Source organism: Rhizobacter fulvus (genome assembly GCF_964020785.1).
This window is the reverse complement of sequence record NZ_OZ224516.1, coordinates 631,981-655,901: the sequence shown is the minus strand read 5'-3', so window position 1 is coordinate 655,901 and position 23,921 is coordinate 631,981. Positions and strand designations below refer to the sequence as shown.

The following is a 23,921-nucleotide window of genomic DNA, read 5'->3' as shown; positions in this document are numbered from 1 at the left end:
ATGCAGGCAGCAGTGTTCCACGGCGACAAGAAGGTCACGATCGGCGAGGTCGATCGGCCGGTGGCCGGGCCAGGAGAGGTCTTGCTGAAGGTCAGGCGCACCGCGCTGTGCGGCTCCGACACCAAGCTCTGGATCAAGGGCGCCGAGTTCACCCCCGGCCACGAGATCTTCGGCGTCGTCGAACAGCCGGGCCATGCGATGCACGGCAAGCGCTGCCTGGTCTACATCCCGGTGCACTGCGGGAAGTGCGAGACCTGCCTGTCGGGAGACACGCAGATGTGCATCGTCGAGTCGGTGCTGGTCGGCTGGAACCGGCCGGGCGGCTACGCCGAGTACCTGACCGTGCCCGAGCAGTGCCTGCTCGAGGTGCCCGACGACATCGAGGACGAACTCGCGCCGCTGCTGCTCGACACGATAGGCACGGCCGCGCACGGCGTGCGCTTCGTCAAGCACCTGGTTTCCCCCGAGACCGCCGGACCGGTGCTCGTGACCGGTGCAGGCCCGGTCGGCATGGGCGCGATCGTCGCGCTGCAGAACATGGGGTACACCGATGTGCGTGTCTCTGACCTGAAGGAAGAACGCCTGCAGCTGGCCGAGAAGTTCGGCGCCACGCGCCACCCGGTCGGCTCGCGCGACGTGCGCTTCAAGCTGATCGTCGAGTGCAGCGGGTCGCATGCGGCGCGCTCGCTCGGCATGGAAATCGTGCTGCCGCGCGGCGTGCTGATCCTGATCGGCGAGAGCGACCTGCCGTGGCCGGTGCAGGAGAACAAGGCGATCCGCCGCAAGGACTTCTACATGGTGCGGACCTTCTACTTCCCGAAGAGCGACTTCCCGCTCAACGTCGAACTGCTGCGCAAGGAGAAGGCGCGCTACCGGCAGCTCGTGGATGCGCAGTTCGGCATCGAGCACTTGCCCGAGATGTTCGGCCGCTTCGTCGCGGGCGAGCTGGTCAAGCCGCTGCTGGCGTTCGCTTAGGAGCCCGGTCCATGGCGTCCATCCGCATGCAGGGCCTGGTGAAGAAGTACGGCGACGTGACGGTCGTGCCGGCGCTCGACCTCCAGATCCGCGACCAGGAGTTCGTGGTCTTCGTCGGCCCGTCGGGTTGCGGCAAGTCGACGCTGCTGCGCGTCATCGCCGGGCTGGAGCCGATCGACGCCGGTGACCTCTACATCGGCGACACCCGCGTCAACGACGTGACGCCGTCGAAGCGAGACATCGCGATGGTGTTCCAGGACTATGCGCTGTACCCGCACATGACCGTCTACGACAACATGTCGTTCGGGCTGGAGATGCGCAACACCGCGAAGGACGAGATCGACCGCCGCGTGCAGCGCGCCGCCGGCATGCTGCGGATCGAGCCGTTCCTGCAGCGCAAGCCGAAGGCGTTGTCGGGCGGGCAGCGCCAGCGCGTCGCGATGGGCCGCGCGATGGTGCGCAACCCGAAGGTGTTCCTGTTCGACGAGCCGCTGTCCAACCTAGACGCCAAGCTGCGCGGCGAGGTCCGCACCGAGATCAAGGCGCTGTCGCAGCAGCTGAAGACGACGATGGTGTTCGTCACCCACGACCAGGTCGAGGCGATGACGATGGCCGACCGCATCGTCGTGCTCAAGGCCGGCGTGGTGCAGCAGTTCGGCACGCCGGAAGAGGTCTACAAGACGCCTGCGAACCAGTTCGTCGCCGGCTTCATCGGCTCGCCGACGATGAACTTCTTCGACGCAACCGTGACCGAAGACGGTCTGCGCCTCACCGACGGCGCGATGTTCGCGCTGCCGGCCTCGCGCCGCGCGGTGTTGGGCCGCGCGCCGAATGCGTCGGTAGTCCTCGGCGTGCGCCCCGAGCACATGCATGTGCTGCCCGCGGGGGAAGCAGGCCTGGCCGTGAAGGTCAGCGTCGTCGAGCCGCTGGGCTCCGACACGCTGCTGTACTTCGATCGCGAAGGCACCCGCTTCGTCGCGCGTGTCTCGCCCGAGATCTCGGTGAAGGCCGGCGACACCGTCACGCTGGGCTTCACGATGGACCGCACGCACCTGTTCGACAAACGGGACGGCAGCGCGCTTCGCTGACAAGCATGTTCGACCTGCAGCATCCTCCGCGCCCGGCACTGATCTGTCTCGGCCTCTCGGCTTTCGACGTGACCTGGGAGGTCGAGGCGCTGCCGTCGGGGGGCGGCAAGACCCGCGCGCTCGATCTTCGCGAAGGTGGTGGCGGCATGGCCGCGAACGCCGCGGTCGCGGCGGCGACGCTGGGCGCGCAGGTACAGTTCTGGGGCCGCGCGGGGCAGGACAGCGCAGGCCGTGCAATGCACGACGCGCTTGCCGCGCGTGGCGTCGAGGTGAGCGGGTTCCGGCTGTTCGACGGCGCGCGCTCGTCGGTCTCGGGGATCATCGTCGATGCACAGGGCGAGCGCGCGATCGTCAACTTCCGCGGCGCCGGCTTGCCGGGCGACCCGGGCTGGCTGCCGCTGGACCGTGTTGCGCAGGCCGACGCCGTGCTTGCAGACCCGCGCTGGCCCGAAGGCGCGTTGGCAATGTTCGGCGCCGCGCGCGCCGCCGGCGTGCCGACCGTGCTCGACGGCGACGTGGCCGACGCCGAGGTGTTCGATGCGCTGCTGCCGTTGGTCGACTGCGCGGTGTTTTCCGAACCCGGCCTCGCCGGCTACGCGACGCAGACCGGCGATGTCGAAGCGCGCTTGCGATTCGCCCGCTCGCGCGGCTGCACGCTCGCGGCGGTGACGCTCGGCGAGCGTGGCGTCGTGTGGACCGACGCGACCGGCACGCACCGCCTGCCGGCGCTCGCCGTCGACGCGGTCGACACGACCGGCGCCGGCGACGTGTTCCACGGTGCCTTCGCGTTCGCGCTCGGCGCGCACGTGTCGGTGCGCGAGGCCTTCGAGTTTTCTTCGGTGGTGGCGGCACTCAAGTGCCTGCATGCGGGAGGGCGCGAAGGCGTGCCCGACCTGGCCACCGCCATGTCCTCTCTTCAACGAATCAAGGAGTCCGCCGCATGAGCGCCAATCTTCGTCTCGGCAAGCAATGGGGGCTGCGCCGCATGGCGACACCCGAAGGTCACTTCACGATGGTGGCGCTCGACCAGCGCCCGCCGATCGCCAACCTGATCGCAGCCAAACGCGGCATCGCGCCGGCCGACGTGAAGTACCAGGACATGATCGACGTCAAGCGCGTCATCGTCGACGCGGTCGGCCGCCACGCCAGCGCGGTGCTCTTCGATCCGAACTACGCGTTCCCGGCCGCACTCGACCTGCTGCCTGCGCACACCGGCCTCGTCGTCACCCTGGAGGACCACCGCTTCAACGACACGCCGGGCGGGCGCCTGTCGCACTCGATCGCCAATTGGAGCGTCGAGAAAATCAAACGTGCCGGCGGCGACGGGGTGAAGGTACTCGCTTGGTATCGACCCGACGCCGAGCCGGACGTGCTGGCACACCAGCAGGCTTACGTCGAAGCGATCGGCCGGGAGTGCGCGCAACACGACATCCCGTACGTGTTCGAGCTGCTGGTCTACCCGTTCCCCAAGAGCGCGAAGCACACGACCGATTACGTCGAATCGCCCGAGAAGATGCCCGAACTGGTGCTCGACAGCGTGCGCGAATTCGCGCAGCCAAAGTACGGCATCGACCTGTTCAAATTGGAGAGCCCTCTGCCTGGCGCGACGCTCCCCGCGCGCGACGGCGGCGCTGCACATTTGAAAGCGCAAGGCTATTTCGACGCGATGGGCGAGATTTGCGAGAAGGCCGGCATCCCGTGGGTGATGCTGTCGGCGGGGGTCACTCCGAGGCAGTTCGTGAGGGTGATGGAGTACGCGTACGCTGCCGGCGCTCACGGCTTCCTGGCCGGCCGCGCCGTCTGGCTCGAGGCGATGCAGCATTTCCCGGACCTCGACAAATGCGCCGCCCAACTTCGTCAGCAAGGCGGTGAAACGCTCGCGGAGCTCGAAGAGCTGACCAAGCGAGCCGGTCACACTTGGCACCCCGACTACAGCGCGTTCGCGAATGTGCAGGCCGAAGGAGAACTCTGTGCGGCCTACGCCTAACCCGCGATCACAGTGCAATAACCGCTGAACCCCTGTCGAGCCACGTGAGAACGGCTTGAGCCGGGATTGTTCGGATGGCTTGGGATTCCTCGGGACCCGGAGAACGGAAAAAGTCCTAGAGCGTTGATTCTCTAGGACTTTCTCGCTTGCCGGGACGTTGCGGGACGTTGCGGGACCCTGCGACATGACCCGATGGTGGAGAGGAGGAGGCTCTCCACCACTTTACTTCAGTCGGCTGATTCCGCAGTAATTTCACTGCCGTGCCCATCCATCGAAGCACGAAATGGATCACCTTTATGGATCACCAAAGCGCACTGTAGCCTGCCAAGGTTCGGCACACAAACTGCGTGTGGCGGTGCGCACACGTTCGAGATTCCCAGCAGCGAAGCTTCTAGCGGGACTCTGATCGACTACGAAACCCAGGGGCATTTCATCAAGGGACCTGGGAAAGAGCGGTTCCGTGGACGCCCAGCCGCAGCCGCGGTTGCCCTAGAACTGCTTGATGGAGTGCAGCCCCAAGGAACTGTCGTAGCGCAGGTCCTCGAAAGCAATCGGACCCTCATAGTCCGGGTCGTCGAGAAAGACTTTGCTCCCGACGCGCCAGAACCGTGCAAAATTCTCTACATCAGTTGCAACTTCGATCACATCCGGGTCGATCCGGCCCTCGAGAAGCTGTCGGACCTCGCGAACGTTGATTCTGCTCACATCGCCGGGCCTCACATTCATCATGAGCGCGATTTTGATTTCCGGTCCAGTGTTCATCGGGAGATTTCCTTTAGAAGGTGAGGTGAGTGGGGCATTTTTGGTAACGGCGGCGCGAGCATGTTCGATGAGTAGGCCCATCGCGACGAGTTCTGCCCCGGCGCCGAGGAAGCCAGGTGTCGGAGTCCGCCGTTTTCGCAAAATCTGACCCCGGCCTTTGGCATTCAAGAGTGATTGCGGATGATTGGGTTCGGGCCGTAATCGTTGTCTCCGGCCTGACTATCGAAGAGTGCGAAGATGAACAAGGTCAAGTCGCCGATCAGAGGCACGAATCCGATCCACACCCACCAGCCACTTCGCCCGATGTCGTGCAATCGCCTCACCGAGACGCCGATCAGGGGAGCCAGGGTCAGGACGACGTAGGTGCCACTCCACCATCCCAGGCCCAAGCTCGCATTGAAATGTCCGGTGATCAGGTCGATGACCACTCCGAGCGTCAGCGTGACAACGTAGAAAAGTACGAAGTACCAATACTCGCTGCGGCTCGCCCTCCCTTCGAGGACAAGATATTTTTTCAGGGCTCTGAAGTACCAGTGCATGAAACCTCCTGTGTGCTGGGGCAATGACGCGGATCAACGCGCGGACGCGCCCGTGCCCTTGGTGCCGGCGGCCGCCGGAGCGTCGAGCCTGACCTCCTGCCACATCGGCTCGTACGGTCCTTCGCGCAGCGTCAGGAGATTTCGCCGGACGCAGTCGCGCAGCGTCGCAACAGCGCGGCCGTAAGCACCGCCCGGCGTGAAGGGGCGCGCCATCAGCGCATTCGGCACACCCAGGAACGGGAGCTTGAAGCCGTCGATGTTCTCGTAGTTGCGGGTCGAGATCAGGTAGGGCTCCTGCACCCTGGCGTCGTAGGGGACGAGGTGCAGGCCGTCGCTGCGCCTGAGCGCCTGCATAGGGCCGCTGGGCCACCCACTGGTGCTCAGGAGGGCTGCGACATCCCCGCGCTTCAGTCTAGCCAGACCCTCCTCGTCGTTGGACACATCGACGAACTGCATGCCGAGCGACTGCGCGCGGTTGAGCTCGCGGGCCAGTGCGCGCGCCGAGCCGACGACGGCCACCGGCAAGCCCCTGAGCTCGCCGAACGAACTGACCATCACCACCTTGCTGCTTGTGACCTTCTCCAGCAGCTTCTCGAGCCGGCCCGTGCGCGGCAACTCATAGCCGCCGTTGCGCGCGACGACATGCAGCAGGTTGACGTTCATCGGCATGACGGTCTGCAGCGTGGCAATGCTCGCGTCGCTGTCCTGCATCGTCGCGAAGGTGTCGACCTGCACGAAGCCGAGGTCGGCCTTGTTGGCGGCCAGCGCCGTCAGGTTCTGCAGTCCGCCTTCGGTCTCGATCTCGACCAACGGAACGGTGGCACCGCAAACGCTGCGAATGTCCGCGAACACCTTCGAGAAGCCCTTGCCGGGCTTCCCGGTGGCGATGCGCAGTTGCACCAGCGAGGTCTGCGTGTTGGCGGTGGATTGCGCAGCAAGAGGCATGCAGGCGCCGAAGGCGAGTGCAATGGCGAGTACGGAGGTAGCGTGGCGGGAGGAGAAGATGTTCATGTCGGTTTCCTTGGTTGAGTGGGCGACGCGGTTCAGAGGCAGTTGGTGGTGCAAGCGATGGTCTTCACGCGATGAACGCTCTCGCCGACCCACCCTTGGGCCGTGACGGCGATCAGCCAGAACAAGATCAGCAGGCCCGAGCCGATCCAGCGGAAGCGTTTCCAGAAATTCATGTCGTTCTCCTGTGGTTCACGGGCGGACGGCCACCTGCAGATCGAGCGCCTCCATCCGTTGCCAGTGGGTTGGATCGGCTTGCAGGCGGGTGGGCGCGTCGACGCTGCACATCTGGACATCGAGCTCGGCAAAGACCGCGTTGAAGCGCTCCTGCACGCTGCGCAGCGCGGTGTCCGCAAGAAGGTCCTGCATCAGGCCTTCGGCCGCGTCGGGATCGAGCGCGGACGTGGCCTCCTCGATCGCCAGGGCGATGCGCCACTCGCTTTCCTTGCGTTCAATCGTCGAGCGGAACTCGCCCAGCGCGAGTTCGGCGTTGGTCAGGCGTCGCAGGTTCATGTCCTGGAACTGTTGCAGCCGTTCCAATGCGCGCTGTTGCTGTTCGAGCACATGCGCGGGGTCCTCGTGCCGACGCGAAGCGATCATCTGGCTGATCGATTCGATCTGGCCACCCACCTTCACCAGGGCGCGACGGAAGGCCTTCAGCCGGTCGGCGCGACGCAGCAACTCGTTCTGCAACTGCTCGATCGGGTTGCGGCGCGCTTCCGCCTTGCGGGCGATCAGCAGCCGGTTCTCCAACTTCTGGGTGACCAACGGCAGTGCGTGGACGATGGCCAGGGCCAGTGCGAGCAGCGCTCCCAGCACGAGCAGCCCGGCGCCGCCGGCTGCAGCGAGCCAAACCACGGGGGCGAACGCTGCCAATCCCAGCACGGCGCCGACCACGAGCAGGCCGCGCAGCCAGGTCACCTGGCGAGGCAGGGGTCGAGTGGAGTGAGCGACGGGGTTCGCGGCATTCATGTGGTCTCCTGGTGAAGTGAGTGGTCTGGTGTCTGTTCCGGGCAAGGCTCCGCCCGGGCTGCCTCGCGGGCAGCTTGTCTTGCGGATGTCGGAGTGGGGCGCTCAGTCGCCGCAGCGACTGGCGGGATCGTTCGTCATGGCGGCGGATCGGCGGCCTGCTTCACTGCGGCCAGCGTATCGGCGCTGATCCAGGCGCTCGATGCACGGTAGGTGGGCGCAATCGCTTCGCGCCAGCGCGACAGCTCCTGCGCGGTGGGCGTGAGCACGACCACGCGACCGCTGGCCGCGATGCGGCGCAAGGCCTCGGTGTTCTCGTCTTCGGCGATCCGGTTCCCGTAGATGGTGGCGTCGCGCAGCGCACCTTCGAGCGTCGTGCGGATGTCCACCGGCAGCCCCAGCCAGAAGCGCTGATTGACGATCACCGCGTAGCCCAGGTAGCCGTGATTCGTCACGGTCAGGTGCGTCTGCACGTCGTGCAGGCGCTGGGTGTAGATGTTGCTGGGCGTGTTCTCCTGGCCGTCCAGCTCACCGGTTCGCAGCGCCTCGCGAACGTCGATCAGCGGCGACACCGAACTGCTGGCTTCGAGCACTTTCATCTGCGCGACCAGCGCGCGCGAGGCCTGGACGCGGAACCGCAGGCCCTTGGCAGCGGCCGGGTTGATCAGTGGCTTGTTGGCGGTGAAGACCTTGAAGCCGTTCTCCCAGTACGCCAACCCGAGGAACCCGCTCTTCTCGAGCTTGCCGAGCATCGCCGCGCCGACCGGCCCTTGCGTGACCGCGCGCAGGGCGGCCCGGTCCTTGAACAGGAAGGGCAGGTCGAAGACTTCCATGTCGCCCCCGCCCACGCCGGCGAGCTTGGAGAGCGAAGGCGCCAGCATCTGCACGGCGCCGCGGCGCAATGCATCGATCTCCTCGCGGTCCTTGTACAAGTGGCTGTTGGCGTGGATCTCGACGTGCACTCGGCCGGCCGTTCGGGACTCCGCCAGTTCCTTGAAGCGCTGGGCCGCCTTGCCCTTGGGCGTATCGGTCTTCACGACGTGGCTGAACTCGATCAGGATCGGCGCGGCTGCCTGCGCAGGTGCCAGCGGTGCAGCCACGACCACACCGCCAATCACTAGGCACACTGCGCGGCGGAGGGTGGTGAACGGACGGTCAGCGTGGTGCATGGATGCCTTTCGATGGTTGCCAGTCTAGGCAAAGGCGGTTCGGCGCCAAGTGTGGCGACCCACACCTGTGGAAATCCGAATGTCGGCCGACGACAAACGTGCGCGAAACATGCCATGCGCTTGATAGAGTCCCCGCATGCACCGCCAGACGAACCCGGGTGAGCTCGCCGACACCGCTCACCAGCGCGTCGGGCGCGGCCTGTTGCAGCGCGGCCTGTGGCTGTTGCCGCTGGCGCTGTGTCTTGTGTTCATGGTGATCGTCGGGCTCTGGGCCGCCGCGAACGAAGCAAGGGATCGACGGCTGCTGCTGAAGCAGTTGCAGACCGACGCGACCAGCCTGCAGGTGCAGATGGAGTCGCGGCTTGACCTGGAGCGTGCCCGCCTGCGCGATGTGGCGCTGCGCCTTTCAGGCTCGCGCGAGCCCGGCTCCGCTCCGCTGAAGGCGCTTCCCGAGGTGATCGCCGGCTTCGACCGGCTCTGGAACCGCCTGGTATGGCTGGATGCCGATCTTCGCGTCCTGGCGCTCGCCGAACGAGGGGCCGGAGTGCCAGCCGGGCCGCGAACGGACGCCTTGCGTCTCCAGGGCCACGGCCAGGCCGACCATCTCCAGCAGCCCGTTCCTGCAGTGGCGGGCGTGCGCGAGGGGCAGGTGCTGGCGCGCTACGACCTGACCGACTTGCTGGGCAGCACCGATCTGGCTTGGCTCAGCGGGCGCTACCAGGTGACCTTCGTGTCCGAACTCGGTGAAGTCATCGCGACAACCGCGCGCACCGATCGGTTGCCGCAGGGCGCGCCTATCGAATGGCCGCTGCGGTCCTTTCGGGATGCGACGCTGCGCCTCGCGGCCTACGAAGCACCCCAGCCCTGGTACCGAGGCGGCGGCACGCTGGCAATGCTTGCGGGCCTGCTCGGTCTGGGCATCGCCGCCTCGCTGCTGCTGCGCAGGGAGGTGCGGCAGGTGCAGCACGCGGAGGCCACTGCACGCACCGAATCCGCCTGGCGCCGCTCGATGCAGGATTCGGCATTGGTGGGCCTGCGCGCGCGCGACAAGGACGGCCGCATCCTGTATGTCAACAAGACCCTGTGTGACATGGTCGGTTACAGCCCGGAAGAATTGGTCGGGCTTGCGCCTCCGCTGCCCTTCTGGCCGCCGGAAGGGGTGGAGGCGTTGATGGCGAGCAACTTGACCACGCTCGCCGGCGCCGCGCCAACGCTCGGCTACGAGACCCGCTGGCGTCACCGGGACGGACACGCCGTGGACGTGGTGATCTTCGAGTCTCGCCTGGTCGACAGCGAGGGGCAGCACATCGGTTGGATGGGTTCGATCGTCGACATCGGTGAGCGCAAGCGGCTGGAGGAACTTGATCGCCGGCACACCGATGTCCTGGCGCAACACGCGCGACTCAACGACGTCGGGTTGATCGCGTCGCAACTTGCGCACGAGCTGAATCAGCCGTTGGCCGCGCTGGCCGGGTACAGCACCGGCCTTAAGCTGGCACTACAAAAGATCGCCGTGGTCGACGACGATGTGCTGGTCGCGGTCGATGCGCTGCAGCGCAATGCGCACAAGGCAGGTGACATTGTCAACTGGATCCGCCGACAGGGTGCGCGCGCGCAACCGGTGCGAGAGGGCTGCGACCTGAACGCGCTGGTCGATGACGTGCTGCAGACGCGGCGTCGCGTGTCGCCCCTGGTGCACACTGCCGTGCGGCTGGACCTCACCGATGCGCTGCCGATAGTGCCGGTCGACCGCGTCGGGATCGAACAGGTTTTGACTAACCTGTTGCGCAACGCCGGCGACGCGATGGTCGACAGTCCCGCGACGCACTCGATCGAACTGCGCACGAGGCTGGTCCCGGCCGGCCCTCATCAACCCCTAAAGGTGAAGATCACGGTGTGCGACACCGGCCCGGGGCTACAGGGGCGCAGCCTGGACGAGCTCTGCGCCGCGTTCTTCAGCACCAAGCGCGACGGCATGGGGCTTGGCTTGGGCATCTGCCGCTCGATCATCGAGCAGCACGGCGGCGAGTTCGTTGCCACGGAGCGCCCCGAGGGCGGGGCCTGTTTTTCGTTCAGCCTCCCGATAGCTGCAGCAGCGCACGAAATGGAGTGCCAATGAATCCGACAATCTTCGTGGTCGACGACGAGCCCGACGTGCGCCACGCGGTCGCGTTCGCGCTCAGGCAACTCGGTCATACCGTCACCACCTTCGCCGACGGTCCGGGCGCGCTGGCTGCGGTCGATGCCTCGCTTGCCGACTTGCGCGCGATCTTCGTCCTGGACGTGCGCATGGAACCGCTGTCAGGCCCGGCGCTGCACGACGCGCTGATCGCACGCGGCCTGCGGCAGCGCACGCCAGTGCTGTTCTTAAGTGGACAGGGCGACATCCCGGCGGTTGTGGCCGCGATGAGCAAGGGGGCGTTGGACTTCATCGAGAAGCCGCACATCGAAAAGCTGGTGGAAAAGGTGGCGTCGGCCGTCGCGACCGAAGCAGAATGGTTTGGTGCATCCCGGCGCGCGGCATTCCAAGTAGCGCTTTGGGACAGCCTGTCGCCCCAGCAACGGCGCGTGGCGTTGCGCGTTGCCGATGGCAAGCTCAACAAGGTGATCGCGCACGAGTTGCGTGTCAGCGGCCGAATGGTCGAGGAGCACCGACGCAGGGTCTATGACAAGCTCGGTGTCGATTCGGCCGCGGGTCTGGCCACGACGTTGACTGAGATGAGGGGAGGGGGCTTGGTTTTGGACGACGCTTAGTCGTGCCATGATTCCGCCTCGCGGAATGATCGCTGCGGCTCGTCAGACCTTAGCGATGGCCCCTCTGCTACCCATTGCTTTCCCGGAGGCGCAAAGCGTATGTCAGCGACATCATTCACGCGGCACAAGGCCCGCTAACTGTTGCTCCAGATTTCCACGTGGCAAGCGACATGTTGTCGCCGCGAATTCCGATGCTTCCCTGACGGGCTAGTCTGGCAATGAATAGGTTACCTTGCTGCCATTGATCACGAACACGCCGTTGCCTTGCAACTCCGCGAGCAGCTTAGCGACCTCGCCTTCCTCGAGTTTCGGGTGGAAGAGTGCGCTGACGCTGGTGCCCAAGGTCTTGATGGACGCAGGCCGCTGCACGCTGCGCCTGACTAGGTAGGCAAGGATGACGGAGAGCTTGTCGTCTGCCGGCGCGGTCCCAGAAGTCCGGACGATCGGGATGTCGCTGACTTCGGCCCATCGGCTAGCGTGAATGCCCTTGCCCCTGAGATGCTCGATGAGGGGGTCGTAGCCCTTGTAGACCGCGATCACATGGAAGTAGGCGTCGGGCTCGGACAGCGCGAGTCGCCCGAGGTAGTAGGCGATGTGGAAGTCGAGGGCGTTGCGGCCGGCCGCGGAAACGCGGATGTACTCCGCCCGGGTGCCGAGTGCCTGCAGTGCGGTGGCCACATCGATGTCGATGCGTGCCTGGTTCGGGCCGATGAACAGCAGGGTCTTGAAGTGATCGTCCCTCAGCGATGCGACGATCTCGGGCTGGACACTCTCGTAGTCGATCAGGACGTAATTTGTCTTGATGGGGCCTCCGATGGCTGGGGCAGATCGAAGCCCTCAGCATAGGGCAGCCGTCCCGATGCCCACCGCCCCGAATCACCGGTTACTCTCCGCATCCCATGATTGAAGCCGTTCTCCTTTGCCTGGTCGTCGGCGTCAGCGACGGCGACACCCTCAAGGCCCGTTGTGGCGATTCGCCTGCCGTCCCGGTTCGACTGTCGGAGATCGACGCGCCCGAGAAGGCGCAGCCCTTCGGGCGACGCAGCCGGGAGCAGTTGGCGGCCCTGTGCTCCGGCCAGCAGGCCGAGGTTAGGCCGTCGTCCCGCGACCGCTACGGGCGGACGGTGGCGCGCGTCTTCTGTGCCGGGACGGATGCCAACGCGGCGATGGTCCGCGCCGGCATGGCATGGGCGTACACCCGCTACCTGACCGACCCGCAGATCCGGGTGTCAACACCGGACTACTTTTCCCCATTTCCGCCGGAGTAAATTTCCCCACCCTGTAGCGGTTCCGGTGCTCAGCCGGACGTTGGTGCAGCGGCCACCTTTCGGGGTCGGCCCGGGCCGCGCTTGATCTCCGGTGGGGCGCCGTTCTGCAGCGCCGAGCGGTTGCGCAGATGTTCCGGCAACAAGTTCGCGTGCTCACGCAGCCGGTACGAGTTGCCCTCGATGGGGATCACCACCGCGTGGTGCAGCAGCCGGTCCAGCAGCGCGGTGGCGACCACCGAGTCGCCGAAGATCTCGGCCCACTCGCCGAAGCCGCGGTTGCTGGTCATGATCATTGCGCAGCGCTCATAGCAGGCGTTGACGAGCTGGAAGAACAGATTGCCCCCACCCGAGCCCACCGGCAGGTAGCCGATCTCGTCGACGATCAAGACGCTGTGACGCGCCAGGTAGCGTACCCGCTCGCTCAGGCGCCCCTCTCGTTCGGCGCGCCGCATCGAGTCCACCATCTCCGCCAGCGTGGCCATGTAGACGCTCTTGCCGGCGCGCACCGCCTCCACGCCGAGGGCGATCGCCAGATGGCTCTTGCCGGTACCAGGTGGCCCGAGCAGATGCACGCACTGATGCCGCGTCACGAAGTCCAGCTCGGCCAGCGCCAGCACCCGGTTGCGGTCCAGGCTCGGCTGGAAGCTGAAGTCATAGCCCGACAGCGTCTTGACGGTCGGCAGCCGTGCCGTCTGCAACGCCATCTTGATGCGCCGGCTCTCCCGCGTCGTGTACTCCTCGCCCAGCAGCGACTCGATCGCCTCCAGCGCGCTGACCTCGCCCTGCTCGATGCGCGACAGCGTCATCTGCAACGCCTCCAGCGCGCGCGGCATCTTCAGGCCGACCAGGTGCCGTCGGATGCGGTCGGTGGTGTCGCCGCTCATCGCGCTGCTCCCGTGGTGGCACGCGATGCCGCGCCGAGCCGTTCAGCCACCGCCGCGTAGATCTCCAACCCTCGACGGGCCACGCTGTGACCGGGCGGCTGCACGGACACCGACCTCTAGACCTCGGGCGTCGCGTTCGAGCGCCGCGGCTGTCGATGCCCCGGCAGCAGCGAGCGTTGACGCCGCCCGTGCAGCAGCGCGTGCACCGCCACCAGCCGATGGCCGTCGTGGATGCGAACGCAGTCGGCGGTCGTCTCGACCTCCAGCACGCGCTTGACGGTGCCGTCGGGCACGCTGTAGAGGTTGCCACCTACCGAGACCATGCCCTCGTGGCTGACGCGACGCTCGGTGCGCAGCACGGCGTCGAAGCGGCCCACCGGCAGCGCCTTCAGGCTGGCGCGCTCAGTCGCGAAGTGCTCGGCCACGACGCGCCCGGTGCTGCCGTGCAGGCGGGCGTTGGCCACCGTGTCGAGCCAGACACGCAGCTGGCGGTTCAGGTCCTCCAGGTTCGCGAAGCTTCTGGCCAGGAAGAAGTTGGCCCGCACGTAGCGGAACGGGCGCTCGATCTTGCCCTTGGTCTTGGCGCGGTAGGCCTTGCAGGCGCGCGGCTTGAAGCCGTAGTGCGCACCGAGCCCGATCAGCTTGGCGTTGTAGACGATGCCGGTGTCGTCGCCCGCCTCGCCGAGGACGGCCGTCTTCATGCGGTCGTACAGGATCTCGTGCGGCGTGCCGCCGAAGTGCTCGAAGGCGAGCATGTGGCAGCGCAGCACGGTGGCCAGGTCCTGGTGCAGCACGTACTGCGCCCACAGGTAGCGGCTGTGGCCGAGCACGATCGCAAAGAGCCAGACGCGGTGCTGCACGCCGGGCTGCTCGGTGAACTCGACCATGAAGTGCGCGAAGTCGACCTGCGCCTGACGGCCTGCGGGGGTCTCGAAGCGGACCTCGAAGGGCGCGACCACGGGAGGCCGAACCGCGCGCAGGAAGTCGTTGAGCTGGGTGACGCCGCCGGCGTAGCCGCGCTCGTGCACTTCGCGCAGCAGCCGTACGCCGCTGAGCTCGGGCCAGGCGGCCACGCGCTCGCGCAAGTAGCTCTCGTAGGGACCGAGCAGCGTCGGCCGCGGCGTGCGCGCCGCGTACTTGGGTACGACCAGACCGCGCTCGATCACCTTGCGAACAGTCTTGCGGTCGTGGCCGGTCCGCTCGGCGATCGCCGACACCGACAAGCCCTGTTGATGCAATTCCAGAATCATCATCCATTCCTTCAGATTGACCACCCACCCTCCGCATGTCGCCGCTCAAGGACGACGATGCTCGGGGCCAGGCGCCGAGCGCAGCCGGGCCTCGGCCCGGCTGCGCTCAAAGATCAAACTGGGGAATATTCAACCGGCGGAAATGGGGAGTATTCGTCCGGCGGCGACACCGGGCGATGGAGATCGTGGCGCGACGCGAGCGCATCGGTCTGTGGACGGACGCCGATCCGGTGCCGCCCTGCACCTGGCGCCAGAGCGGCGGGAAGGGCGCGGAATCCCGCGCCAGTTCCCCCTGACTCGGGTCAGCCTTTGGCTTCGGTCGACGAGGCGCGCCGGGAGTCCAACACCGCGGCGGCCTGGGTCTTGCTCAAGCCACGCAGGGCTGCGATCGCGGCCAGGTGCGCGGCTCGCGGCCGGGCGCTGCCCGCTTCCCAGTTGTAGACCGACTGCCCTGAGGCGCCGACGAGCACGCCGACTGCCTCCGCCGACAGGCCCAGTCGCTGACGCTGCTTGGCCAGGCCCTTTGAGCTGAAGCGCAGTTTCTTCTCTGCACTGTCGTTCTCCGGGGGCTGCGGGTTCGAGCCAGCCTTCAGCACTCGCTTCAGTTCCTGCTCGAGAGTCTGGGCACGGCGCTTGAGGGCGGCGATCTCCGTTCGATACGTTCCGACCGCCTTCTTCAGGCTGTCGATTTCAGCGCGAATCTCCTTGCGGGCGATTCGGGCAATTTCGGATTTGAGGACTGACGCGATGTCGGGCATACGTCGAATTGTGCCGCGCGGCTCGTGAAAGCTCAACTTTGGATCGATATTCGCGCCTCTAGAATGTCGCGTCCCGCGTTTTGCGGGCGATCAAGTTCACCTCCGAGGATTCCCGATTCCCATGGCAACTGCAAAGAAGACGACGACCAAGACACCGGCCAAGAAGGCCGCAACGAAAGTGGCAGCGAAGACTGTCGCCTCGAGGAAGGTCGCCAAGGCCGCCGTGCCGGCCAAGGCCATCACCGAACTGAAGCCGATCAAGACCGCGTTCAACCGCACCAGCCTGATCGCCCACCTGGCACAGACCGCCGCGGTCGAACCCAAGGCCGTCAAGGCCGTCGTCGCGGCGCTGGAAGCGACGATGCTGGCATCGGTGCACAAGAAAGGTCTGGGCACCTTCACGTTGCCTGGCCTGCTTAAGGTAAACGTGATCAACGTGCCGGCGAAGAAGAAGCGCACCGGTCTCGATCCGTTCACGAAGGTCGAGCGTGTCTTCGCGGCCAAGCCAGCTACCGTGAAGATCAAGACGCGCGCCCTGAAGAAGCTCAAGGACGCTGCGCTCTAAGAGAGCGACCCTGCGCCAGCGTGCCAGCAGCGCTGGTGTGCGGCCAGCTTGCGAAGCCTGATGGGTTCGGCGCTTCGGTCTACCGAACCTACGCGCGCGACGGAAAACGTCTTGCCAGTATTCTTGTGCAGTGCGGCGAACGCAACGTACGTCGAAACCGCGCCGGAAAAGAACGTGTGATTAGCCGGTTGACAACGAGCTCCTGAGCTCGACGTGGTGCGCGACCGAAGCGGTCGTACGCACGTTGCTGAACGGAAGCGACGGCACCATTCATGGCCAGCGACGTGACCTGTCCCCTAAGGCCTCCGGTAGGCCTACAGTCCATTGCAGGATAGGCTGGTGAGAGTGGGGTGCTTTGGCCACTTCGCCCATCCACCACTCATTGGAGCCTAGATGCCCACGTTTCGAGCCATTCCTCGAAGGTCAAGGCGTCCGTCGTCATTGTGGTGATTGGTGATCCAGACCGGGAAGACTCAGCCCTGGCTTGGCCACGCGCTGCAAAACGTCTGGCGATTGCTCAAGATAGGCGGCCAGAAACGGCGAACTGTGCGCCCAGCGCCGGCTCTTCGTAGGCGACAACGAACAAGAAGAAGCCGGCCCACGCAACCGCGCCGCACTTTAGGACCGTGACGTTCCCGAGCAGGAGGCCCTGGCCGACGGTCAACGCCGTCACCGCGGCGTACATCGGATTGCGGACGTAGCGATAAAACCCAGTGACGACTAAGCGCTGGGGAGGCATCACGGGCGCCGGTGTGCCGAGGGCCTGCAATGCGAAGCGAGCGAACGAATCGAGCACTCGGCATGGGTTCCGTCGCGCGCGCTCATGATTCAGGTGTCCGAATACCTCTCGACTGCGGTCGATGGGCTGCCGGCGCTGTCGCATGACGTGGCAATGGACACCGCGCCGCCTGCGCTTCGAGGCTCACATCTTGGGAAAGCGCGGCACTCGGGCCGTCCCGGCAGCGGATGTCACCTTCGCGAACGTGTTGAAGACATTCCGCGTCGCGGGGAGGGTGACCGGCGCGCGCCGACAACGCACGGTCAACGAATGCGCTCGACTCGCAGACGAATCCACGCGCCTACCCCTCACAGGAGACCCCTCGGCCGATTGGTTGCTCGTTCGAGACCTCTTCCAAGGCGCTACTTGCGAGCGTCTTCAGGCCATCGCGGGCGATGCCAAATACCTGCGACTGCTGCACCGGGGCGCGACCCTTCGCGCCTCACTAGGAGAACTATGGAGGCAGCAGGGCTCGTACGCCGGCGCAGTCCGTGCGGTCAGCGATGCGCTCGTGCAGGAGCACTTCGCCACCGCCCAGAGAGACCAGCGGGGCATCCATCTGATGACTATTCATAAGTCAAAGGGCAAGGAGTTCGACGAAGTCATCGTCTACGACGGCGCATTTCACCGCCTCCTCAAAGACCCAGCCGATGGACCCCGTGTCGCGCAAGAGCGCCTCGCTCTGCGGGTCGCAGTTACCCGCGCGATCCAGCGCGCGACCATTCTCACGCCTGAGAACAGCCGCTGCGGCTTTTTGTAAGTAGGGCGTCGTTCGCGCGAAGCGAGCGGCTGAAACGGGTCGGTAGCGCCAGTTCGGTCGACACAATCGCGGACCTGCCGCGGGAATCGGACGTCCATTAGCTCCACTCAACCGTATTGCCCGGACCGAGCGCGACAATTGAACTAGCGCGCCGTCTTTATCGGCGCTCTGTTCCACGCCACTATCAGGAGAAGAACCATGGGTTCCAACATGTATATCCAATCGGTCCCGGTTTTCAAGCAAATGCTTAACGCAGTGAAGAGCGTACTGGCAAAGACTGAAGCGCATGCTTCCGCCCATGCCATCGAGCCCGATGCTTACCTTCAATCGCGGCTGTTCACGCGAAGTGCACTTTGCTCAGATCTCCTTGATCAGGGATTCGGCAATCCGTACGCTGGGAGCCAAGACCTGACGCGCATGGTCGGCCTGCTCAATGTCGACGTGCTGAAGATGAACACCAGCTAAAGCGCCATCCCGGCGTTCGAGGCGGCGTTGTCGCTGGGCTCGCGCATGGACCTGCTCGGCCTGGCCAGCGAAATCCGCCTGCGCCTGGCCTGGTGCCTGTCTCGGCACAAGCGTCTTCGCGACGCTGCAGTTCACCTGCGGCCCGTGTTCGACCGCCACGGCCAGAGTGACGACGTGACGCCGGTTCTGCTGGCAGGCACCCGCACCTTACGCGACCTGTCCGAGACGGATTGGGGCCAGGCCATCACGGTCGAGATTGTTACCGTACCAATGTTGTCGCAGTGCGTCAGCAGTCATTGCGAGACTGATTTCGACCGGCTCCGAAAGGCCGAGCCGAGAGGCCTTATGCCGGTCAACTTTGCGATGGAAGAATGCCTTGCGAACGAGGCGGCAAACGGAAGCAGGGGTCATCACATGCTCAGCGCCGGAAGGGCCAATCGGGCCCTTCCAGCCCTTTTGGGTGAAGGCCCTAGGGCAGGGTCGTCACACGACGGTCGCCTCGAATCCCTTTGATAGGGGGTCAAAGCCCACCGCCTTTCCGATACATTCCCTTGAGCATGGGGTCGCTATGGACGTTCGCGTTCGGAATCGACCCTCTAAAAAGGGCAACTCGGGCAATGGGTGTTCAGGATCGGGATTGGTACTGGGAAGAAAGGCCGGAGGATGGTCGCGCTTCGACGCTGGGGGACCGGTTCGACGCGTTCCGCCAGTCTAGGCGCCGTCCATCATCATTCCATCCAGTTGCGATCTTCCTGGCCGCGGTGATCGGCTCAGCTGGGGCATGGATCACCGTGCACGCTTACCTCGAATGGCGCACCCGAGTGGCGCTCGAAGAGGTCATGCGAGCTGGCAATGACGCAATACAACGCGTGCAACAGCAGCTCCAACAGCAGCAGCGCGAGTCTGCAGCGCGAGAACAGGTGCGCCGTGAACAATTCGCCTCGCAGGAAGCCAGCAAACTCTGGGCTGCCCGTATGAGGCAGGAAGCAGAGGAGGCGGCACGAAAGGGGGACCTCGCGGAAGTCGCCCGGAAGGAGCGCGCTTGGGCGAGGTTCTATCGGAAGCCACCTTCTTGCAAAGAGACGGTGTCAATCGAATGCGCGAATGGATTTATTCGTGCGAAGCGCGAGTTCGACGAGCGATTCGCGCGCGGCGAGCTCTAGATTCTCAAAAGAAATACCAGTTAGGCGCGATGTGAGGGGGTTCGCGTGCGCTTCCTTCAAGACTCTCTCCCGCTGCGCGGTGCCAATGCGTCTCGTCCGGTTCGAGTCGCTACTGATCCGGCGGCATGGGCGATTTCGTTGTTCCTGTCGCCAATGATCGGCGCGACCGTTTGAGACTGATTGCAGCCGGTCGACCATGAACGTCGAATGTCAGCTCCCATTTAGAGCTGACGTAGGTCGCGTCTAACCGCGAATGGCAGGTCCACTTCGGAAGCCGACGATGGATGTATGGGCAGCCGACTGGCCGCTTGGTCTGACCGCGGACCAACGCTCTCGACCGGTCAGCGACATTCGGCCTCCTGATCTCGTCACCACAGAGCCGCCACAAGGACTCAGGCGAGATTGCAGTTGCCCCTGCGGTGCAACCGCCTGCTGCACACTGCAATGGACAGGACGCGAGCCCCGATGCGTCCATCGGCCCCCGTCGACCAAGTGCGTCACACTCTGCCCAGCCCGGGTGTGACCTGCTGCACCGAACCACCACCATGATCGACATCGACGCATCAACGACTCCACCTGCCACCGACGCAACCTGGTGCGCGCAGCGCATTCGCAGCGAGAGTCGTCCGTGAAGCCAGCTCTGCTGCTGGAGCGCGAGCGTCAGCTGGCGGCGATGCAGGCCCTGTTGGGGGCGGCGGCGGAGCGCGGTGCGGTGGCGCTGGTGACGGGCGAGGCCGGCATGGGCAAGAGCAGCCTGCTTCGTGCCGTCGCCGCGGCACACGGCGTCCGCGGCGGCACCGTCTGGTGGGGCGCTTGCGATGCGCTGCAGACGCCGCTCCCGCTGGCCCCGCTGATGGACATCGCGCGGGAACAGCGACCGCGCTTCGCCCAGAGGCTGGACGGCCCGCGGCCGGCGCTGTTCGAGGCCGTGCTCGACGAGTTGCGCCACGCCGCACCCGCGCTGCTGGTGGTGGTGGAGGATGCGCACTGGGCCGACGACGCGACGCTCGACCTGCTGAAGTATCTGGGCCGCCGCATCGAGCGCACGCGCGCGGTGTTGGCCATCAGCTACCGCGACGACGAGGTCACGCTCAGCCACCCGCTGCGCCGTGTGCTGGGCGAACTGCCGACGGCGGTGCGCGCGAACGTGCCGGTGCCGCGCCTGAGCGCGGCCGGCGTCGGCGAACTGGCGCGCCGGCTCGGCGCCGAAGCACACGAAGCCGCCGGCGTCTACCGCGCCAGCGGCGGCAACGCTTTCTTCGCCACCGAGTTGCTGCGCGAAGGCGGATGGTGCGGGTCGGCGGTGCCGCCCACCGTGCAGGACGTGGTGCTGGCCCGCGTGGCGGCGCTGCCCACACCGGTGCAGGAGCTTCTGCATGCAGTTGCCGTGATACCCGGCCGGGCCGAGCGCTGGCTGATCGACTCCCTGGTTGACCCCGACCCGCAGCGGCTCGACGCTGCGCTGGCCAGCGGACTGCTGGCGATGGATGGACCCTGGCTCGCCTACCGGCACGAGCTGGCCCGCGTGGCGGTGGAGTCGGCACTGTCACCGGCCCTGTATCAGGCCTGGCATGCCCGCGCGCTGATGGCCCTGTCGGCGGTAGCGCCGCCGCCCGCCGCCGCGCGACTGGTGCACCACGCCGTGCAGGTGCAGGAAGTGGCGGCGATCAGCCGCCACGCCCCGGTCGCCGCTGCTGAGGCCCGTGCGCGCAATGCCCTGCGCGAGTTCGGCGCCCACTGGCGCGTGGCGGTGCGGCAGGGACGGCCGCGCGACGAGGAGGAGCGCTGCGCTTGGCTGGAAGGCTACGCGCTGGCCTGTTCGGTCAACGTGTGGCTGGACGAAGGGTTGGACACGATGCAGAGGCTGGAGCGCCTGTACCGTGCGCGCGGAATCCACGCCCGTGCTGCGTTGATGCGGGCCAACCAGTGTGGACCGCTGGTCGGCCTGCTGCGCCATCAGGACGCGCGCGATGCTTGCCGCGACGCACTGGCCCTCGTCGAGGGACTGCCCGAAGGGCCTGAGGTCGCGCAGGTCTGGGCTCAGGCCTCGTCGCAATTCATGCTAGACCGCGACTTCGCCGACAGCGTGGCCTGGGGCCAACGTGCGATCGCGCTCGCCGAGCGGCTCGGCGACCAGGCGGCGCTGGAGCGTGCGCTGACCGCCACCGGTGCCGCGCTGTTGTTCATCGAGTTCGGAGCCGGGCGGCGCATGCTGTTGGACTTGGCCGAACGCCGGCGCGCCCGCGGCGACCGCATGGCCGTCGCGGCGAGCCTCAGCATGCTGGGCTCCGGTCTGGGCGAGCTCATGCGCCTGACCGAAGCCGAGACCTGCCTGCGCGAGTCCAGCGAGCTGCTGGAGTCGGTGGATGCGGTCAGCCAATACGCCCGCGCCTGGCGCGCCCTAGTGCTGGTGGCACTGGGCCGTTGGGACGAGGCCAGTGCCGAGGCGCTGTACGTGCTGCCGCGCGCAGGCGTTGACGAGATGTCCATACTGATGGCCCAGATTGCGCTGGCGCGGTTGCGCTTGCGCCGCGGCGACCCGGGCGCCGACGAGGCCATCGCCACCGCCCGCCGCCTGGCCGAGCCCAGCGGCACGTTGCAGCGGCTTGCTCCCAGTGCGTCCGTGCGCGCCGAGGGTGCTTTCGCGCGCGGCGAGACCGCCGAGCTTGTCGCGGCGGTGCACAGCGCGCTGCCCCTGGCGCGCGCCAAAGGCCACCCCTGGTTCGTGGGCGAGCTGTCGTACTGGCTGTGGCGCGCCGGCGCTGCAGCGCCGGCCGAGGAGGGATGCGCCGAGCCGTACGCGCTCCAGATGTCCGGCCGATGGCGCGATGCCGCCGACGCCTGGGCCGCGCTGAGCTGCCCCTACGAGCAGGCACGCGCGCTGGCCGAGGGCGACATCGACGCCCAGCGTCAGGCGCTGGTGATCGCCGAACGCCTGAACGCGGCGCCACTGGCCGAGCGCTTGCGCCGAGCGTTACAGCGCGTCGGGGTGCGTGGCCTGCCGCGCGGGCCGCGCGCCGCCACAAAGGCTCACCCGGCCGGGCTCACCGCCGCCGAGCAGCGCGTGTTGGCGCTGATGGCCGAGGGCCTGCGCAACGCCGACATCGCCGGGCGGCTGCACCGTTCAGTGCGCACCATCGATCACCAGGTGGCCGCGGTGCTGACGAAGCTTGGCGCAGCCAGCCGCACCGAAGCGGTTGAGCGCGCCCGGCACGCGGGCTGGCTGGACGCCAAAGGGATACCGTCGTAGGCACAACAAGTTAGGCAGTCGGTCGGCGCAATTTGGGCATTGGCGCCGATGTGGGCAGCGGTTCAGATCCGCATCCTTGAGGACATGGCAGCACGTCGCTGTCACCAATGAAGGAGAAGGATCCATGCCCCGCTATCTCGTCGAACGCAGCTTCCCTCAGGGCCTCGCCATTCCCATCAACGCCGACGGACGCAAGGCGATGGATGGGGTAATTGCCTGCAACTCCGATAGCGGTGTGACGTGGGTGCACAGCTACGTGAACCCCGAGCACACGCAGACCTTTTGCATCTACGACGCGGCGAACCCCGAGGCGATACGCAGGGTGGGCGAGCGCAACGGGCTGCCGGTGGGCCGCATCACGCAGGTCAACGTGCTCGACCCCTACGCCTACGGCGCCTGAGCCGCCACCCGCAGCCACAGAGGGGACTCCCATGACGCAGTCCCCCCGCCGACGCCGCCAGCCGGCATTCGCCGCAACGCTGGCGTTGAGCATCACCTCCATGTTGGCCGGCCTGCTGGCCACCCCGCTGCCCGCCGCCGCGCACGGCGACGAGATGCGGCTGGCACCGGCCGTGCAGGCCAGGCTTGCCGAGGCGCGTCGCGCCACCGCGCGATTCCACCACTTCGCTGCGGCGCTCGCTGCCGGCTACGGTCCGCAGCCCGTCATCGACCTGCAGGGCCAGGCCTGCATCGCGCAGCCCGGCGAGGGCGCCATGGGCATTCACTTCGCCAATGGCGGGCTGTTCAACACGCTGCTGGACGAGCGCACGCCCCAAGCGATGATCTACGAACCGCAGGCCGACGGCAGCCTGCGCCTCGTGGGCGTGGAGTACCTGGTGTTCAAGGCGGCCTGGGACGGCGCGCTCGCCGCCAATCCGGGACTGCCGGCGCGCCCGATGCTGTTTGGCCGCGACTACCACTTGGTGGGTGAGCCCAACCGCTACGGCTTGCCGGCGTTCTACGCGCTGCATGCCTGGCTGTGGCAACCCAATCCCCACGGACTGTTCGCTGACTGGAACCCGAACGTCAGCTGTCCCTGAATGTGCGTCAGCGTCCGGTCCTTCGTCCATTGCCCAAGGAACCCGACATTGTCCTCACCCTGCTGCCTTCGATCGCGCTCGCACTCTGCGCCGAAACCGCTCTTTCCCATGAGCGCATCGTCAACGAACGCGACATCCCCGGCGCATCGAAGCTGAACGCCGATCAGCTGCGCGCCGCCGCACGCCAGTCCAACAAGGTGCTGAAGGACCTCGGCGCCGACATCCGGTGGGTCCAGATCGCTGACGGACTTTCCCTGGTTCCGAGGGACTTCATTTGGTCCCGTCAATCGTGTTCTGACCAAATAGAGTCGTAAACAGCGAGCCAGCATTCATGCAGCTTGGCTGCGTTGTGATTTGTTGACACGTTTCCGAGAAATCGTAAACAACTACGGCCAAGGTCAGCAAGGATTGTTCGAAGTCGCCAAATGGAGTCGAAAACGACTTTTTGGTTGGTCCGACTGTCGGGTTCTGCTGGTCGCGTATGCGTGC

General features: G+C 66.2%; 26 protein-coding genes and 1 pseudogene. 16 read left to right on the top strand and 11 right to left on the bottom strand.

From position 1 onward, the window contains the following. Genes ACWH49_RS03225 through ACWH49_RS03210 form a run of 4 tightly spaced genes read left to right on the top strand, consistent with a single transcriptional unit; the run spans position 1 to position 4,050 of the window. On the top strand, positions 1–975 hold the full coding sequence (locus ACWH49_RS03225; protein WP_448170138.1) for an alcohol dehydrogenase catalytic domain-containing protein: 975 nt from the start codon (positions 1–3) through the stop codon (positions 973–975). A gap of 11 nt (positions 976–986) precedes the next feature. After that, positions 987–2,063, top strand: coding sequence for an ABC transporter ATP-binding protein (locus ACWH49_RS03220; RefSeq protein ID WP_448170137.1), 1,077 nt, complete (start codon positions 987–989; stop codon positions 2,061–2,063). Between the two features lie 5 nt (positions 2,064–2,068). Then, a complete protein-coding gene (locus tag ACWH49_RS03215; protein ID WP_448170136.1) occupies positions 2,069–3,007 on the top strand; it encodes a PfkB family carbohydrate kinase in 939 nt (312 codons plus the stop codon). Further along, positions 3,004–4,050, top strand: a complete 1,047-nt coding sequence (locus ACWH49_RS03210; protein ID WP_448170135.1) for a tagatose 1,6-diphosphate aldolase — start codon at positions 3,004–3,006, stop codon at positions 4,048–4,050. The genes ACWH49_RS03215 and ACWH49_RS03210 overlap by 4 nt, the downstream gene beginning before the upstream one ends. Before the next feature lie 489 nt (positions 4,051–4,539). Here ACWH49_RS03210 and ACWH49_RS03205 read toward each other — a convergent pair whose 3' ends face one another. The 6 genes from ACWH49_RS03205 to ACWH49_RS03180 all read right to left on the bottom strand — a co-directional run bounded on the left by ACWH49_RS03205 (position 4,540) and on the right by ACWH49_RS03180 (position 8,428). Then, positions 4,540–4,980 carry a hypothetical protein gene (locus tag ACWH49_RS03205; protein WP_448170134.1) on the bottom strand — a complete coding sequence of 147 codons (441 nt, stop codon included), beginning with the start codon at positions 4,978–4,980 and terminating at the stop codon, positions 4,540–4,542. Next, positions 4,977–5,351 (bottom strand): DUF805 domain-containing protein, encoded by a 375-nt coding sequence (locus ACWH49_RS03200; protein ID WP_448170133.1) that lies wholly within the window; start codon positions 5,349–5,351, stop codon positions 4,977–4,979. Before ACWH49_RS03200 ends, ACWH49_RS03205 begins: the two co-directional genes overlap by 4 nt. A gap of 33 nt (positions 5,352–5,384) precedes the next feature. Then, positions 5,385–6,416, bottom strand: a complete 1,032-nt coding sequence (locus ACWH49_RS03195; RefSeq protein ID WP_448170132.1) for a hypothetical protein — start codon at positions 6,414–6,416, stop codon at positions 5,385–5,387. Next, positions 6,395–6,535, bottom strand: a complete 141-nt coding sequence (locus ACWH49_RS03190; protein ID WP_448170131.1) for a hypothetical protein — start codon at positions 6,533–6,535, stop codon at positions 6,395–6,397. Before ACWH49_RS03190 ends, ACWH49_RS03195 begins: the two co-directional genes overlap by 22 nt. A 16-nt stretch (positions 6,536–6,551) precedes the next feature. Next, positions 6,552–7,331, bottom strand: a complete 780-nt coding sequence (locus ACWH49_RS03185; protein WP_448170130.1) for a hypothetical protein — start codon at positions 7,329–7,331, stop codon at positions 6,552–6,554. Between the two features lie 134 nt (positions 7,332–7,465). Then, positions 7,466–8,428, bottom strand: a complete 963-nt coding sequence (locus ACWH49_RS03180; RefSeq protein ID WP_448170129.1) for a DctP family TRAP transporter solute-binding subunit — start codon at positions 8,426–8,428, stop codon at positions 7,466–7,468. A 205-nt stretch (positions 8,429–8,633) separates the two neighbouring features. On the opposite strand from ACWH49_RS03180, the gene ACWH49_RS03175 reads away from it, so the two are divergent. Together ACWH49_RS03175 and ACWH49_RS03170 are read left to right on the top strand one after the other, a co-directional pair. Beyond that, positions 8,634–10,616, top strand: a complete 1,983-nt coding sequence (locus ACWH49_RS03175; RefSeq protein WP_448170128.1) for a two-component system sensor histidine kinase NtrB — start codon at positions 8,634–8,636, stop codon at positions 10,614–10,616. After that, entirely contained in the window at positions 10,613–11,251 is a 639-nt protein-coding gene (locus ACWH49_RS03170) for a response regulator transcription factor (RefSeq protein ID WP_448170127.1), read from the top strand. Before ACWH49_RS03175 ends, ACWH49_RS03170 begins: the two co-directional genes overlap by 4 nt. A 207-nt stretch (positions 11,252–11,458) precedes the next feature. Here ACWH49_RS03170 and ACWH49_RS03165 read toward each other — a convergent pair whose 3' ends face one another. Next, a complete protein-coding gene (locus ACWH49_RS03165) occupies positions 11,459–12,034 on the bottom strand; it encodes a PIN domain-containing protein (protein ID WP_448174295.1) in 576 nt (191 codons plus the stop codon). Between the two features lie 116 nt (positions 12,035–12,150). Between ACWH49_RS03165 and ACWH49_RS03160 the strand changes: the two genes are divergently transcribed. After that, entirely contained in the window at positions 12,151–12,519 is a 369-nt protein-coding gene (locus tag ACWH49_RS03160; protein ID WP_448170126.1) for a thermonuclease family protein, read from the top strand. 29 nt (positions 12,520–12,548) lie between these two features. On the opposite strand, the gene istB is transcribed toward ACWH49_RS03160, so the two are convergent. From istB to ACWH49_RS03145, 3 genes and pseudogenes are all read right to left on the bottom strand, one after another. After that, complete coding sequence (istB, locus tag ACWH49_RS03155; RefSeq protein ID WP_448170125.1) at positions 12,549–13,403, bottom strand: IS21-like element helper ATPase IstB; 855 nt, start codon at positions 13,401–13,403, stop codon at positions 12,549–12,551. Beyond that, positions 13,400–14,677, bottom strand: a pseudogene (istA, locus tag ACWH49_RS03150) (IS21 family transposase). The gene istB and the pseudogene istA overlap by 4 nt, the downstream one beginning before the upstream one ends. Before the next feature lie 278 nt (positions 14,678–14,955). After that, on the bottom strand, positions 14,956–15,411 hold the full coding sequence (locus tag ACWH49_RS03145) for a helix-turn-helix domain-containing protein (protein WP_448170124.1): 456 nt from the start codon (positions 15,409–15,411) through the stop codon (positions 14,956–14,958). A 121-nt stretch (positions 15,412–15,532) separates the two neighbouring features. Here ACWH49_RS03145 and ACWH49_RS03140 point away from each other — a divergent pair, with 121 nt between their 5' ends. After that, positions 15,533–15,976: an HU family DNA-binding protein gene (locus tag ACWH49_RS03140; protein WP_448170123.1), complete on the top strand. Its 444-nt coding sequence runs from the start codon at positions 15,533–15,535 to the stop codon at positions 15,974–15,976. 517 nt (positions 15,977–16,493) lie between these two features. Here ACWH49_RS03140 and ACWH49_RS03135 read toward each other — a convergent pair. Continuing rightward, positions 16,494–16,772, bottom strand: a complete 279-nt coding sequence (locus tag ACWH49_RS03135; protein ID WP_448170122.1) for a methyltransferase family protein — start codon at positions 16,770–16,772, stop codon at positions 16,494–16,496. An 85-nt stretch (positions 16,773–16,857) separates the two neighbouring features. On the opposite strand from ACWH49_RS03135, the gene ACWH49_RS03130 reads away from it, so the two are divergent. The 8 genes from ACWH49_RS03130 to ACWH49_RS03095 all read left to right on the top strand — a co-directional run bounded on the left by ACWH49_RS03130 (position 16,858) and on the right by ACWH49_RS03095 (position 23,746). Continuing rightward, on the top strand, positions 16,858–17,514 hold the full coding sequence (locus ACWH49_RS03130) for a 3'-5' exonuclease (RefSeq protein ID WP_448170121.1): 657 nt from the start codon (positions 16,858–16,860) through the stop codon (positions 17,512–17,514). Positions 17,515–17,712: 198 nt separating this feature from the next. Continuing rightward, positions 17,713–17,979 (top strand): DUF1993 family protein, encoded by a 267-nt coding sequence (locus ACWH49_RS03125; RefSeq protein WP_448170120.1) that lies wholly within the window; start codon positions 17,713–17,715, stop codon positions 17,977–17,979. Between the two features lie 45 nt (positions 17,980–18,024). Then, complete coding sequence (locus tag ACWH49_RS03120; protein ID WP_448170119.1) at positions 18,025–18,492, top strand: hypothetical protein; 468 nt, start codon at positions 18,025–18,027, stop codon at positions 18,490–18,492. A gap of 104 nt (positions 18,493–18,596) precedes the next feature. Beyond that, entirely contained in the window at positions 18,597–19,142 is a 546-nt protein-coding gene (locus ACWH49_RS03115) for a hypothetical protein (protein ID WP_448170118.1), read from the top strand. A gap of 628 nt (positions 19,143–19,770) precedes the next feature. After that, complete coding sequence (locus ACWH49_RS03110; RefSeq protein ID WP_448170117.1) at positions 19,771–22,392, top strand: ATP-binding protein; 2,622 nt, start codon at positions 19,771–19,773, stop codon at positions 22,390–22,392. Between the two features lie 124 nt (positions 22,393–22,516). Continuing rightward, positions 22,517–22,792: a DUF4242 domain-containing protein gene (locus ACWH49_RS03105; RefSeq protein WP_448170116.1), complete on the top strand. Its 276-nt coding sequence runs from the start codon at positions 22,517–22,519 to the stop codon at positions 22,790–22,792. A gap of 31 nt (positions 22,793–22,823) precedes the next feature. Beyond that, positions 22,824–23,432: a hypothetical protein gene (locus tag ACWH49_RS03100; RefSeq protein ID WP_448170115.1), complete on the top strand. Its 609-nt coding sequence runs from the start codon at positions 22,824–22,826 to the stop codon at positions 23,430–23,432. Positions 23,433–23,461: 29 nt separating this feature from the next. Next, a complete protein-coding gene (locus ACWH49_RS03095; RefSeq protein ID WP_448170114.1) occupies positions 23,462–23,746 on the top strand; it encodes a hypothetical protein in 285 nt (94 codons plus the stop codon). Positions 23,747–23,921: the final 175 nt, after the last annotated feature.